This window comes from Cetobacterium sp., assembly GCF_051653945.1.
Lineage (GTDB): Bacteria > Fusobacteriota > Fusobacteriia > Fusobacteriales > Fusobacteriaceae > Cetobacterium_A.
This window is the reverse complement of sequence record NZ_JBOFXD010000102.1, coordinates 1-15413: the sequence shown is the minus strand read 5'-3', so window position 1 is coordinate 15413 and position 15413 is coordinate 1. Positions and strand designations below refer to the sequence as shown.

Annotated in this window: 14 protein-coding genes and 1 pseudogene; all 15 read left to right on the top strand. The window is 30.1% G+C overall.

All coding sequences use genetic code 11. The annotated features are described in order from the left end of the window. Nucleotides 1-507 (top strand): annotated as a pseudogene (locus tag ACRC8M_RS10745) (hypothetical protein); the annotation flags it as partial. Between the two features lie 4 nt (nt 508-511). Beyond that, nucleotides 512-1450, top strand: a complete 939-nt coding sequence (locus ACRC8M_RS10740) for a thiamine pyrophosphate-dependent enzyme (protein WP_438529129.1) — start codon at nt 512-514, stop codon at nt 1448-1450. 270 nt (nt 1451-1720) lie between these two features. After that, nucleotides 1721-3289, top strand: coding sequence for a hypothetical protein (locus ACRC8M_RS10735; RefSeq protein WP_438529128.1), 1569 nt, complete (start codon nt 1721-1723; stop codon nt 3287-3289). After that, entirely contained in the window at nt 3286-3978 is a 693-nt protein-coding gene (locus tag ACRC8M_RS10730) for a LytTR family transcriptional regulator DNA-binding domain-containing protein (protein WP_438529127.1), read from the top strand. Before ACRC8M_RS10735 ends, ACRC8M_RS10730 begins: the two co-directional genes overlap by 4 nt. A 29-nt stretch (nt 3979-4007) precedes the next feature. Next, nucleotides 4008-4787 carry a transporter substrate-binding domain-containing protein gene (locus ACRC8M_RS10725; protein WP_438529126.1) on the top strand — a complete coding sequence of 260 codons (780 nt, stop codon included), beginning with the start codon at nt 4008-4010 and terminating at the stop codon, nt 4785-4787. Nucleotides 4788-4795: 8 nt separating this feature from the next. Then, on the top strand, nt 4796-5587 hold the full coding sequence (locus ACRC8M_RS10720) for an amino acid ABC transporter permease (protein ID WP_438529125.1): 792 nt from the start codon (nt 4796-4798) through the stop codon (nt 5585-5587). Then, nucleotides 5577-6326, top strand: a complete 750-nt coding sequence (locus tag ACRC8M_RS10715) for an amino acid ABC transporter ATP-binding protein (RefSeq protein WP_438529124.1) — start codon at nt 5577-5579, stop codon at nt 6324-6326. Before ACRC8M_RS10720 ends, ACRC8M_RS10715 begins: the two co-directional genes overlap by 11 nt. 49 nt (nt 6327-6375) lie before the next feature. Then, on the top strand, nt 6376-7119 hold the full coding sequence (locus ACRC8M_RS10710; protein ID WP_438529123.1) for a potassium channel family protein: 744 nt from the start codon (nt 6376-6378) through the stop codon (nt 7117-7119). Between the two features lie 27 nt (nt 7120-7146). Continuing rightward, nucleotides 7147-9456, top strand: a complete 2310-nt coding sequence (locus ACRC8M_RS10705) for a patatin-like phospholipase family protein (RefSeq protein ID WP_438529122.1) — start codon at nt 7147-7149, stop codon at nt 9454-9456. Between the two features lie 82 nt (nt 9457-9538). Further along, entirely contained in the window at nt 9539-10138 is a 600-nt protein-coding gene (locus ACRC8M_RS10700; protein WP_438529121.1) for a hypothetical protein, read from the top strand. Nucleotides 10139-10341: 203 nt separating this feature from the next. After that, the gene (locus ACRC8M_RS10695) at nt 10342-11460 is read left to right on the top strand and encodes a glycoside hydrolase family 88/105 protein (protein ID WP_438529120.1); all 1119 of its coding nucleotides are present in this window, start codon (nt 10342-10344) and stop codon (nt 11458-11460) included. Next, the gene (locus tag ACRC8M_RS10690; RefSeq protein ID WP_438529119.1) at nt 11460-13268 is read left to right on the top strand and encodes a sodium:solute symporter family transporter; all 1809 of its coding nucleotides are present in this window, start codon (nt 11460-11462) and stop codon (nt 13266-13268) included. Before ACRC8M_RS10695 ends, ACRC8M_RS10690 begins: the two co-directional genes overlap by 1 nt. Before the next feature lie 110 nt (nt 13269-13378). Beyond that, a complete protein-coding gene (locus tag ACRC8M_RS10685) occupies nt 13379-14047 on the top strand; it encodes a GntR family transcriptional regulator (protein ID WP_438529118.1) in 669 nt (222 codons plus the stop codon). Nucleotides 14048-14070: 23 nt separating this feature from the next. Beyond that, entirely contained in the window at nt 14071-14907 is an 837-nt protein-coding gene (kduI, locus tag ACRC8M_RS10680) for a 5-dehydro-4-deoxy-D-glucuronate isomerase (protein WP_438529117.1), read from the top strand. Between the two features lie 40 nt (nt 14908-14947). Next, nucleotides 14948-15413 (top strand): SDR family NAD(P)-dependent oxidoreductase (locus tag ACRC8M_RS10675; protein WP_438529116.1); only part of this gene is annotated, 466 nt, incomplete at its 3' end.

Sequence of the window (15413 nt, the reverse complement as noted above, 5' to 3'; positions counted from 1 at the left end):
AGAAAATACTCATTCTTTGAAGAGTATAAAATGCAAGATGCAGATGTAGCTATAGTTGTTATAAACTCAACTGCTGGAACAGCAAAAGAAGCTGTAGATGAGTTAAGAGCAGAAGGGAAAAAAGTTGGATTAATTAAGATTAGAGTATTTAGACCATTCCCGTTTGATGAGTTAAAATATACTTTAACAGGGAAAAAAGTTGTAGGGGTAATGGATAAATGTGAGGGATTCTCTGGTGCAGGAGGACCACTTTTTGCTGAGGTTAGATCAGCACTTTATGATTCACACGATAAACCAGAGATGTTTAACTATGTATATGGATTAGGTGGAAGAGATGTAACTGTGGATACTATAAAAGGAGTATTCAACGAACTTCTTTATGAAGCACACGCAAAACAACTTATAGAGGATCAAGTGGAGATAGCTTACAACCCAGAACTGCTTTTAGCACATACAGATGATTTTGAAGTTGGTAGAGTTTACAGACACTTAGGAGTAAGGGGGTAGTAAGATGGCATATAATTTTAAAGAGGAAATGAATAAACCAGAGAGATTAACTGGAGGACATAGACTTTGTGCTGGATGTGGAGCAGGAGTAGCAGCAAGGGGAGTTTTAAGAGCTTTAAAAGTTGAGGATAAGGCAGTTATTGCAAATGCTACTGGATGTTTAGAGGTTTCAACATTTATGTATCCATATACAGCTTGGAAAGATTCATTTATCCACAGTGCTTTTGAAAATGCAGGAGCAACTTTAAGTGGAGTAGAGGGAGCTTACAATGCTTTAAAAAGACGTGGAAAAATAGATGATACATATAAATTCATAGCTTTTGGAGGAGATGGAGGAACTTATGATATAGGATTCCAATCACTTTCTGGAGCAATGGAAAGAGGACATGATATGGTTTATGTGTGCTACGACAATGGAGCATACATGAATACAGGTATCCAAAGATCATCAGCTACACCGAGATATGCTGATACAACAACTTCACCTATCGGTAAGGGTAGCAATGGTAAAGTTCAAAGTAGAAAGGATTTGACAGCTATTATCGCTGATCATAATATTCCATATGTTGCTCAAACAACATTCATAGGAAATATGAAAGATTTACATGAAAAATCAGAAAAAGCTATCTATACAGAGGGAGCAGCATTTTTAAATGTTTTAGCTCCATGTCCAAGAGGATGGAGATATTCAACAGAAAAGCTTATGGAGATGTGTAAATTAGCTGTTGAAACTTGCTATTGGCCACTATTTGAAGTTATAAATGGAGAATGGAAACTATCTTATAGACCTAAAAAGAAACTTCCAATTACAGAGTTTATAAAAGATCAAGGAAGATTTGCACATCTATTTAAACCTGGAAATGAGCATTTAATAGAGGAGATGCAAAATGAAGTGGATAGAAGATGGGAAGCTCTTTTAAAAAGATGTGGAGAGGAGATTTAAATCCTAAAGAAATGTTCGCAGAAATTGAATAATTGTGTGTGAAAATGCCCTTAATGTTCTAAAGGACTTTAAAAAAAAATAAAAACATGTATAATCTAGGGCGTAAGGAAACTTACCCTTGAAACATTAACGTTGTGTTAAAGTTTGAAGTGCCCCGACGTCTAGAAATAGATAAGAAACCTCCTCAGTTTTCTGGGGAGGTTTTTTATTTTTCAATTATACTGCTTAAGTGTTATAATAAGTATGAGATTATAAAATTTAGGAGGAGGAATGAACATAAGAAAAAGAATGGGTATATACATAGGTATATTCATAGTTATACTATCTTTTTTAACGTATGTGTCAAGAGATAGCAATAACTTTATATCTATAATTACCGATAGAGAAAGCAAGGATATTTTTAATAAAAATCATGAGGATATATTTCTTTATAAAAAAGAAAAGGGGCAGGTAAAAGCAGTTGAAATATTTCCATATTTAAATGATTATATAAGTGTAAACAGAGAAGTTGGAGATTATTTGATAGAGGTAAAAGAGAGTAATGAACTAACTCAAAGATACGAAGTAAAAAAAGAGAAGGAATTACCACTTAAGTACTATTTAAAATATATTCCTAAAAATGATTTTAAAAAAAATCTTATCTTTTTAAACTGTTTAATAGGGTTGTTTTTTATGTATAATTTAAGATTACTTTATACATTTAAAAAGGAGATTTTGTTAAAAAAGGAGCTGGTCTTTCCGATAGTTCTCCTTTGTTTAAAAATTCTTTTAACTAATTCAGAGGTTTTTTCAAATACTTTTCTATCAAGAGTGAATCTTTTAATTACTAGTCTTTTAGGATTATACCTTTTGTTATATGTGAAAAATAAAAGTGATAAATTAAAAAATGATATGCTTATAAATATAGGGTTATGGATTATATTTTTAATGTATTATATGGGAGAGGCTATTATACTAAGTACTGTATTAGATAGAAAAATCTTAAATTATTTAGCAATTAACTATTTTTTTATTTTGAAAATGTCGATATTTTTTTATGTATGGATAGATGCCTTAATTATCATATTGTTGATGTTTTTTTTAAGTTCTCTTAAGACAAAGAAAAAACAGATAATAAAACAGATAGAAAAAAAGAACCTATATATGATTGGAAGTTTTATTATACTCTCTTTAGTTGTGGAACTTTTCATAAACAACAATAAATATTTTTATTACTTGAATATGTTTGAGTTTGTTTATGTGTTTTGGTATATATTTTTAATAGATGTGAATACCATAGGAAAAGTAAAAACCCTTAATTTAAAGATGTTTCAAATGTTTTTACATGTTTATCTGTTTTTTATTATAACAGAAAATATCTGGTTGGCATTGGGAATTGTTTGCTCTTTTCTAATTCTTAATCTATACACATATTTTATAACAGGAGCTCTGAGAGTAGATAAATATTATATTGAAAATCTTATAAATAGAATGTATTTAACAAAAAATTCTGAAGAGTTTAAAGAGCAGCTTTCAAAAGAGCTAAAAAAGAATTTAGAACTTAGGGAAGTGGGAGTTAAAATATTTACTCAGAGAGATGATTATAAAAAAATTTTATCAGATAGAGTATATGATGAAGATGAAATTATAGTAGAAAATAATGATATAATAGATAAAAAATATGATTATGCAGTTAGATTAAAAACTAATAAGAATCCATTTGTAGGACTAATATTAATTCAAAATAATGATGTTAAACTAGTTTATGAGGAGAAGAGATATTTAGAAGATATAACTGAAAAACTATCGTTAGTTGTAAGTAGATATAGGCTTGAAAAACTTCAGGAGGAACTTAATTGAAGAAAATAGGGATTAATATAGACTTAAATTTACAAGAGATATTAAGAGAACTTCTTGAAGTTGAATTCTACTCAGTTGAAAGTGTAATTACCTATGAGATAGAGGAGATAGATGCAGTTATACTTGATTTAAAGAATGAAATAGACGAAAGCAAAATACACTTTTTTAGTAGAAAAAATATTCCGATTGTGTTATTATGTTCTAGAGATGATGATTATAGAAGAATAAAAGGGTATTTTAAAAGAAGAGAGATCTATGACTGTATCTATAGAGATAATTACTTTGAAATAGAGAAATCATTGGACGAGCTTTTTAATAAAAAAACAGTTTTTCAAGATGTAAAAGAGATTATTATAAATGATAACTTTTATAAAGCAATAATTAAAATAGAAGATATTATATATTTAAATTACTGTAGATTATCTAGAAAAACGGAGATTACAACAAAAGATGGAAAAGTATATTACTCTAAAAGAGGATTCTCAGAAGTTGAACAAAAGTTAAGAAGTTTTAATTGTTTTATTAAAGTTGATAGAGGGACTTTAATAAATAAAGATCTTTTAAAAGAGATTGATTATAAAGGTGAGAAAATAACATTTTTTGGAGAAAAAAATTTATTTGTAAGTAGAAGTAAATTAAAAATTTTAGAGGAAAATTTAGATCTATTCGGAAATAGAATAGAGCTATAAAAATAATTTTTTTAAGATGGAGGATATTTATGAAAAAAATAATACTTTTTTTTACATTGTTTTTAGGAAGTTTAGTTTTTGCAAATGAAAGACCTTTAATTGTTGGAATGGAGTTGGCATACCCTCCTTTTGAAATGTCTGATGAAAATGGAAAGCCAACAGGTATAAGTGTTGATATGGCATATGCACTTGGTCAGTATTTAGGAAGAGATGTTATTATAGAGGATATGGCTTATGGAGGATTAATTCCAGCATTGAAAACAAAAAAAATAGATATAGTGATATCATCTATGTCTGTAACAGATGAAAGAAAACAGTCAGTGAATTTTTCAATACCATATGCAAAAAGTTATTTAGCAATGTTAGTTAATAATAAATCTAGAATTACAAATGCTAGTGAATTAAATCAAAAGGGAAAGAAAATTGCAGTAAAAAAAGGAACAAGTGGACACACTGTAGCTGAAAAATATTTCCCAAATGCACAAATAATGGTTTTTGATAAAGAGAGTGCTTGTGTACTAGAGGTTTCTCAGGGGAAAGTGGATGCTTTTATATATGATCCATTGACAATTTATAGAAACTGGACAAGAAATTCAGAAACTACGACACCACTATTATCTCAGTTTGAAACTGAATCACAACCTTGGGCAGTAGCATATAGAAAAGGGGAAGAGGATTTAGGAGCTCAGATTGATGAGTTTATAGTTGAGTATAAAGCTAACGGTGGATTTAATAATTTAGCTGACAAATATTTAGGCGAGGAGAGAGCTTTCTTTAAAGAGAAAAATGTACCTTTCTTCTTTGATTAGGAGATGATATGAGTATACTAAAAACTCTATTTTTTAGACCAAAAACTGAAAGTGAAACTACAACGGTAAAGTGGATAAATATAGTTTTAGTAACTGTAATAGTTTTAGGAGTTTTTCATTTTGCTTTTAGTAGATTGGATTATCCATACAATTGGGAAGGGATAATTAAAAAATATAAATATAAATTTATGATCGGGTTTATGATGACTCTGATAATATCGATATTTTCTTTAATAGCGAGTTTTATAATAGGTGGACTTTTAGTTTTAGGACAAAGAGGAAGGTTTTTACCAACATATTATTTCGCTAAAGGATTTACTGAAGTTATCCGTGGAACACCATTAATAGTTCAAATTTATCTATTTTATTATGTGATAGGAACAGCTTTTGGAATTGAAAATCGGTATTTAATGGGAGTTTTAATAATGGGAGTTTTCTCGGGGGCTTATGTTTCAGAGATTATTCGTGCTGGAATTGAAAGTATAAATAAAACTCAAATTGAAACTGCAAGGTCTTTGGCGTTTACTAAGTTTCAAACGTATAGATATATAATTCTTCCACAAGTTATAAAAAGAGTGATGCCACCTTTAGCGGGACAATTTGCTAGTCTAATTAAAGATTCATCATTACTATCAATAATAGCAGTAAATGAATTTACAAAAAATGTTCAAGAGGTAGACTCTTTAACTTTTTCTCCAATAGAAAACTATTGCATTTTAGCAGTTGGATATTTGATATTAACATATCCAATATCTCACCTTTCTAAATATTTAGAGAGGAGGTTTAATTATGGAAATTAAAATTGAAAATTTACATAAAAGTTTTGGAGAGCAAGTTGTATTAAATGGTTTAAACTTAGATATAAAAAATATACATTCCATTGTTATAGTAGGGCCATCTGGTGGTGGTAAATCTACACTGTTGAGAATTTTAGCTGGATTAGAAGTTTCGGATAGTGGAGATATTTATGTTAATGACGAGAGAATTCCAAAAGAGGAAGAGGAGCTTCATGAATATAGAAAAAGTATTGGAGTAGTATTCCAAGCTTTTAATCTGTTTCCACACTTAACAGCTTTAGAGAATATAACGTTACCTTTAGAAAAAGTTCATAAAGTATCAGTTAAAGATTCCAAAGAAAGAGCTGAGATTTTATTAAAAAGATTTGGACTTTATGAACATAAAAATAAATATCCACATCAGTTATCTGGAGGGCAACAACAAAGAGTTGCTATAGTTAGAGCTATGGCTTTAAAACCTAAGTTTTTACTTTTAGATGAACCAACTTCAGCATTGGATCCTGCATTGACAAAGGAGATTTTAGAAGCTATAAAAGAGCTTAGAAAAGACAAAAAAGATATGGTTTTAGTAACTCATGAAATGGAGTTTGCTAAGGGTGTTGCTGATTGTGTAATTTTTGTAAGTGGTGGAAAAATAGTTGAAATGGGACCTCCAGGAATAGTTTTTGAAAATCCAAAAACTATAGAGTTATGTAAATTTCTTGGTGGAGAAGATTGTGAAAAAAGAATAAAAAGTAGATAGTGCCTAGTTTAAACTAGGCACTTTTTGTAAAAAGATTTTAGGAGGTTAAATGAGGCTATATAAAAAAGAACAGATATACGACTTTCTTAAAAATGCAGTCTTATCTGCAATAGTTGCTGTTTTAATATCAATTGTGGCACACGTATTGATAGATAAAGATAAATTAAGAATAGATTTTTTAGAAATCTGTTTAAGTTCAATAAAGGTATTTTTTAGTATATTACCAATAGTATTTTTAAAACAGAAAAATTTCATATTTAAAGATGGGCCATTAAAAGCAACAGCTTTAGTTTTTTATTATTTGATATTGGTACCAATTATAAATTTTTCTCTGAATATTAATGAGGCTGAAGGTAGCTTAAAGTATTTTTTCCATTTTTTATCATTTGTAAATATAATGCTTTTGATAGCTTGTCATGTAATAATTTTAAAATATGTTTTTGCAGATTTTTTAAGACGTAGAAGAAAGATTGTTCCAAAAGATGTAGTTGTCGTAATAACGACTTATATAACTATTGCTATAAGTTTTGGACTATTATATACTGTACTTAGCTTATTTAGTTCCAAGCAAGTTTTTAATGGGATAACTCAAGATTTATCGCAAATTGAGTTTTACTTTAAACACATATATTTTAGCTTCATAACTATAACAACAGTGGGATATGGAGATGTATATCCGATGACTATGCTGGCACAATTTTTAGTTGTTGTAGAGATAATAACTGGAATTGTACTTACTAATGTGATATTAGGACTTGTAATTGGATCTGGAATATTATCATCAAAGGATTAAAAAAATATGGGAGGATTAAAAATTAAAATGGGAAACCTAAAAAAAATAGTATTGTTTTTGATATTTAGCTTAACTATTTTTGCAACTGAAGATTCTGGAAATAGAGTTAATACAGCAGCGGAGAAGATAAAAGAGATTGATAAACAGATAGAAGAGTTAGAGCTAAAGAGAAAAAATTTAGAAAGTTTAAAGCAGGCATTTATAAAAAATCAAAGTGTAACAAGACCTAAAGTAGGGCTAGTCTTAAGTGGAGGAGGAGCTAAGGGAGCTGCACATATTGGTGTTTTAAAAACACTGGAAAAATATCAGATTCCAATAGATTATATAGTTGGAACCAGTGCTGGAAGTATAATAGCTGCTATGTATTCTGTAGGATATACACCTGATGAGATTGAAAAAACAGTAACAGATTTACAATTTTATGACTTGTTTAAAAATTCGTCTAATAGAGATTTAGAGGGAATTGTACAAAAGACACAATCGAATAAATATCCATTGAATATATCTTTGACAAAGGATTTTAATCTTTCTTTACCAATGGGTGTGTTAAATGGAGAGTATATATATTTAGAGTTAAAAAAGATTTTTGCAAGAGCGGAAAATATAGAGAATTTTAAAGAGTTCCCAATTCCTTTTAGGGCTATGACAACTAATCTACAAACTGGAGAGTCTGTAGAGTTAGATAGTGGGGATTTAGCACTAGCAACTTTAAAAAGTATGGCTATTCCAACATTTTTAGACCCAATAAGGGATGGAGATAACTACTATGTAGATGGAGGAGTTGCAGATAACTTCCCAATTTTACAGGCTATTAACATGGGAGCAGATGTAGTTATAGGAGTGGATATAGCTGCTGAACCAATTGTTATTACAGATAATTCAAATATAATTCAAATACTAGATAAGTTATCCACATATAATGGGGATAGAAATACTGAGATACAAACACACTACCCAGATATTTTAATTACACCTGATGTAAAAAAACATAGTACTTTAGACTTTGATAATCTTCCAAAATTAGTGGAGGAGGGAGAGATTGCCTCAGAAAAACTTGAGTATGCTCTTTCTAAATTAACGAATAAAGAGAGATATAATGAGATAAGTCTAAAAAAAGCTCAGATGAAAAATAGAAAATTTGATATAAAAAATATTAATATTTCTGGAAATGACTTATTGACTTTAAAAGAGATAGAAAAGTTAAGACCAAGAAATGGGGAGCTAACTGTAAGCGAGTTAAATTTATGGACAGAGAAGATATTTGCTAAAAATTATGTGGATAGAGTTTTCTACACGGTTGACGGAGATACGGTTAATTTTACTGTAAGAGAAAAAATGGATACGAAGTTAAAAGCTGGATTATCTTATATTTCAAACTATGGAGCAGGATTAGAAGCTGTAGCTGAGATACCAGTATTCAATAGATTTAACCTATCACAGAAAAATTATACATTGAAGACTGAGTTATCAAAGTATCCAAAAATATCCCTAACAGATATGACACAGTATAATATCTGGGATTATAAATTATTAGTTTCAGCAGAGGTAGGTTATGGATTAAATCCTATATTCCTATATAAAGGTGGAGATAATGTTTCAACTTATGAAAATAACACTTTTGAAACAAATCTATCAATAGGAACAACTATATTTAATAATATAATTGCTGGATATACATTGAGTTATAAAAATATGGAAACAAACTACTCTTCAGGAGAGAAGCTTGAGAATTTCTCTTACTTTAAAAAAGATGGATCATATTTCACAAATACATTTAGTTTCTACTATGACACAATGAATCAGTCAGAGTATGCAACAAAAGGTGGCCAAGGATTACTACAAGTATTCTCTGAAACAAACGCAAAAGAGGGAAACTCTTTTGAAGGTTATTCGGTAATGGCAATGAAATATTTCCAATTGAGTAGTAAGTGGTCTTTAAATGCTGGACTAAGTGGAGGACAGATGTATAATGCAGAAAATACACCTCTATCTGAACTATTTAATTTAGGAGGACTGAGAAGTAATCCAATGAGAAGAAACTATGCTTTTGTAGGATTACCAATATCATCTGTCTATACAGATAACTTCTTTATAGGAAGTTTAGGATTACAATACACTGTTGTACAGAATTTACACTTGAGTTTTAACTATAATGTTGGAACATACAACTACTATTCTGGATTTGGAAATGAAAAAGGTATTTGGGATATGGAAAAGCAAGGGTATGGAGTTGGAATTGGTTGGGACACATTCTTAGGACCAATGGACTTCTCAATTTCAAATAACGTTTTAAACAATGAGGCACTGTTCCAAGTTCATATTGGATATGTATTTTAATTTATCAAAAGAAATAAAGGAAGAGCAAAAATATTATAGTAAAGTTATTTACAAAGAAGATAAGTTCAAGGAGGAGTTTATTATGTTAAAAAAGTTAGCCTATTTATCTCCATTAGCTTTACTAATATTTCAAGGGTGTACATCTTTAATGGATGGACACTTGGTAGCTGTAGATTCACATGCAACAAAAACAGTACAAGCAGGAACATATTACCTTTCTTCAAAAGGAACAGAGGCTGGATTACAAAAACAGACTTTTGAAAATTCACTACAAAATATGCTAGCTTCTAAAGGGTATACAAGAACTTTTGTAAATAAAGGAGCTCAATATAATATAGTGTATGACTATACTGTAACTGGACCATTTACAACAGAGGAGAAGTTTTCGGTACCTGAAACATATGGTGGCTACCATAGTGGATTATTTGAAGAAACTTGGTACACCAACATCCATTATGTAAATTATTTTGTAAAAGCTCTAAGTTTATCAGCTTATGCAAATAATGTGTCTCTTTGGAGAGTGAAAGGACACGTACAGGCTGAGACACCTGATTTAAATCAAGATTATCAATATCTAATATCTGGAATATCTAATTATATAGATCAAAGTTCTGGAAAAGTTGTATATGTAAATGTTGTAAAAAACTCTAAAACTGGAGATTACACAGCAACTAAATGGTAAAAATTTAGACCTTCAAGTTTAACTTGAAGGTTTTTTTATTGGAAATTTTTATTAAAAAAAATTGACATCTATCATTTTTAAGTGTATACTAAACGCAAAATCGTATACAATTTTAAATAAAGTATACAAAATTGGACCAGGGGAATTTAAAAGTAGTTTTAAAATGAAAAATTAAATATAGAACACGGAGGGAACATTTTAATATGAGAAGGTTACAAATTGAAAAATACATAGATGTGTATTTAAATAATTATAAAGATTATAAATCTGAGTGGAACTATGAGGATGGATGTATATTAATAGGGTCTGAATCTTTATACAAAGCTACAAAGGATAAGAGATATTTAGATTTTATTTTAAATTATTTAGATAAAAGAATTGATGAAAATGGGAAAATAGACAAATTAAATCCTGTAGAGTACAACATTGACAACATAAATTCAGGTAGAGTACTTTTTACTGCTTTTGAAGAAACAAAAAATGAAAAATATAAAAAGGCAATAGAGAGCGTAAAATATTTACTAAAAATTCATCCAAGAACATTAGAGGGGAATTTTTGGCATAAAGGAAGATATCCTTACCAAGTTTGGTTAGATGGGTTATATATGGCTCAACCTTTTTATACAATATATTCAAATGAAAATAGAGATGAAAAGGGACTAGAAGATATTTTAACTCAATTTAAAAATGTTAGAAAAAATCTATTTTGTGAAGATAAAAAACTATACTTTCATGGATTTGATGAAACGAAAACTATGAACTGGGCTGATAAAGAAACAGGTAGATCAAAAAATTTCTGGGGAAGAGCTGTTGGTTGGTATGCTATGGCATTAGTAGATGTTATAGAGAATATTGATGAAGTAATTTTTAAAAGCTATAGAGATGAGTTTGTAAATTTATATGTAGAACTTATGAAGGGGATAGTTGAATACCAAGATGAAAGTGGACTATGGTATCAAGTTATGGGATTAGAAAAAAGAGAAGGAAACTATTTAGAAACTTCTGCTACTTTAATGTTCGCATATTCATTATTAAAAGGAAATAGATTAGATATTCTTGATGAAAGTTATTTAGAAAAAGGGAAAAAAGCCTTTAATGCAGTTATAGACAGTAACTTAAAAGAGAATAATGGAAATTTAGAATTAACAAATATCTGTATAATGGCTGGTTTAAATGGACTTATACCATTTAATGGGGATAGAGATGGAAGCTTTGAGTATTATATCTCTGAAAAAATAGGTGTAGATGATCCTAAAGGAGTAGGACCTCTATTTAAAGCTTATAGTGAAGTTGTTTTATTAGGTAACAAAGGGGGATATTAATGAAAATAGATATATTGGTAATAGCTATCTACTTTATGTTTATGATGGCAATAGGTTATTTTTTTCAAAAACATGCGTCAAATTCAACAAATGATTACTTCTCTGGAGGAGGTAAGATGTTATGGTGGATGGTTGGTGGAACAGCTTTTATGACTCAATTTAGTGCAATGACTTTTACAGGAATGGCTGGAGATGCATTTGCCAAAGGGATAGGGCCAGTTGTTGTTTTCTATGCAAATGCTTTAGGATATTTAACTTGTTTCTTATGGTTTGCACCAAAGGCAAGACAATTAAGAATTGCAACTCCTATAGAGGGAATAAGAATGAGATTTGGAAATACAAGTGAACAAGTATTTACTTGGGCTATTATGCTACCAAATATAATTTCAGCAGGAGTTTGGTTAAATGCTTTAGCTATATTTGCAAGTGCGGTATTTGAAGTTTCTATAGATATAACTATTTTAGTAACAGGTTTAGTTGTTCTTTTCATGTCTTTAACAGGTGGAGCGTGGGCAGTAATAGCATCAGACTTTATGCAGATGATAATTCTTATGGTAGGAACAGTAGCTTGTGCAATAGTTGCTTCAATAAAGGGTGGGGGATTCTTTAATATTTTAAACTTAGGACTTCCTACTAATAAAATAGTTGGTCCAAATATAAACTATGTTTGGTTATTTGCAATTTGGTTTATAATGATTTTCTGTAAACAGTTCTTCAGTGTAAGTAGTTTAACAGGTGGAGCGTATAGATTTTTCTCTGCTAAAGATACAAAAAATGCTAGAAAAGGTGCCTTATTAGCTCTTGGATTAATGTTGATAGGTCCACTAGTTTGGTTTTTACCAGTTTGGTATATGGCAGCATTTAATCCTGATGTGACAACATGGGGATTATCAACTTTAGGAAAATCAATTACAAATGGAGTTTATCTAGCATTTATAAAAAAAGAGATGCCTGCTGGAATGGCTGGGATAATGATGTCGGGTATTTTTGCAGCGACAATGTCATCTATGGATTCAGCATTGAATAGAAATGCTGGAATAGTTATAAAAAGTTTCTATTGTCCAATTGTAAATAAAAATGCAACTGAAAAACAGATGATGTCAGTTAGTAAAGTTGTAACTTTCCTTTTCGGAGTTATGATAATATCAATAGCGTTATTGTTGAATAAATTCAATAATTTAAGCTTATTTACAATAACTCTTATGATAGGAACATTATTAGATCTACCTATTTTAATACCAGGTCTGCTTGGTTATGTTGTGAAGAAGACTCCGGACTGGGCTGGATGGGCAACAGTATTGGTTGGATTTATGGTTTCATTCACAGTTATGAAGTTATACAATCCAATATGGGTAGCTAATGCTCTTAGTTTAGCAGTTCCATTTACAGCTAGAGAAGCTAAGGATATGGAGTTAATAGTAGGATTAGGTGCGCAGTTTACAATAACTTGTGGATTCTTTATGTCTACAAAACTGTTTTTCAAAGGATTTAAATCTAAAGCTAGAGAGGAATCATATAACAAATTCTTCAATAATATCTCAACAGAGGTTATAGCTATTGAGACAGGAGAAAATGAACTAGACAATACACAAAGAGGGATACTTGGAAAGTTGATTTTTGCATTTGGGATAATACTATGTATGTTAGTAGTTATACCAAATCCTATATTTGGAAGAGTAACACTTTTCTTAATAGGACTTACAAATGCAACAATAGGATATTTCTTAAATAGAGCAAGTAGACCTAAGAATGAGAGTAAAAGTAAAGTTGTATTTGGTAAAAATGGGGGAGTTTTAAGTAACGATTAGTAAAAAAGTAAAGAAATTTGACATTCTAAAGATATGGTTATATACTCTTATTAAATCGTATACAACACAAGGAAAAGTATACAATTGTCAGAAAGATTAAGGAGTTAAAAATGTCAGTGAAAAATACAACGGAAAATATATATGAAGAGCTAAAAGAAAAAATAATGAATTTAGAATATAAACCAGGTCAAATAATTACAGAACAAGAGATAAGTAAAATATATGGAGTTTCGAGAACTCCAAGTAGAGATATACTCGGGAAATTAAACTCTATGGGATTGGTTGAAAGTGCGCCTTTCAAATCAAGTTATGTAAGTTTATTAGATATGGATATCATAAAACAGAGTATCTATATGAGAGTTGTTTTAGAAAAACAGATTATAAAAGATGCGATGGAAATGATGAATGACAGGTTTATAGCTGAGATGGAGTACAACTTAAAACTGCAAGAGTTACTTTTAAAAAGAACGTTTGAAACAAAGGAGTTTTATGATTTAGATTGTCAACTTCATAAACTTTGGTATGAACTTACTAAAAATATATTTATTTGGGAGCAGTTAGAGAAAGCTCAAATACATTATAAAAGATTTAAGATGTTAGACATACTTGAAGTAAAGAATTTTAAGGCCATCTATGAAGATCATAAAAAGTTGGTAGATGCTGTAAAAGATAAGAATGTAGAGAAAGTTGAAAAGATAATAACAGAACATCTATATAGTGGAATAAAAAGATTACAAGAGTTAATTCAGGGGGAATTTTCACAATATTTTAAAAAATAAAAATTTAGATAGGGAGTGTAAAAATGAGATTAGATATAAGATATGCAAATCATCCAGAGGATTCAAAGCACTATACAACAGAGGAGTTAAGAAAGCACTATTTAATGGAAACAGTTTTCGTTGCTGATGAAGTTAATTTAGTATATTCTCATGTGGATAGAGTTATAGCTGGTGGAGTTATGCCAATTGAAACTGAAGTAAAATTAGAGGGATGTAAAGAGTTAGGGTCTGAGTTTTTCTTAGAGAGAAGAGAACTTGGAATTATAAATGTTGGTGGAGCAGGAAAAGTAATTATTGATGGAACAGAGTACAATATGGAAGCTAAAGATGGATTATATGTTGGAATGGGAAATAAAGAGTTAACATTTATATCAAACTCTCAAGATAAGCCAGCTAAATTCTATATAAACTCATCACCAGCACATGTTGGATATCCAACTGTAAAAATTGATAGAACAACAGCTAATAAAGTTCAATTGGGGGATTTAGAAAATTCAAATAAAAGAACTATATTTCAATATGTTCATCCTGCAGTTTGTAAATCATGTCAACTTGTAATGGGAATGACAGAGTTAGATCCAAATAACATGTGGAATACTATGCCAACACATACACATGAGAGAAGAATGGAAGTTTATTTCTATTTTGATATGGATGAAAATTCAAGAGTATTCCATTTAATGGGACAACCTCAAGAAACTCGTCATATTGTAATGGCTAATGAGCAGGCAGTAATATCACCATCTTGGTCAATTCATTCAGGTGTAGGAACTAAAAACTATACATTTATCTGGGGAATGGCTGGAGAGAATCAAACATTTACTGATATGGACCACGTTCCAATGGATCAGTTAAGATAGAATAAATAAGTTAGGGTTTTAATTAAGGAGGGAGAAATAAATGTTAAATATGTTCAATTTAGAGGGAAAAGTTGCAATGGTGACTGGAGGGAATGTAGGGATAGGAAATGCACTGGCAATGGGACTTGCAAAAGCAGGAGCAGACCTATTTATATTCACATATAATGATGACAATATGGAAAATGTTATAAAAGAGGTTGAAGGACTAGGAAGAAAGGTTGCTTATGCAACTGGAGATTTATCAAAAGAAGATGTAGCTATGGAAGCAGTTAGCAAATGTATAGAGGCTTTTGGAAGAGTTGATATCCTAGTAAATAATGCTGGAACAATAAAAAGATCACCGATTTTAGAGGGACCAAACAGTGATTGGCAACAAGTTATTGACTTAAATCTATCTTCAATATACTATTTAAGTAAGACTGCATCAATAGAGATGAAAAAGCAAGGTGGAGGAAAGATAATAAACATAGCTTCAATGCTATCATTCCAAGGTGGAAAGTTTGTTC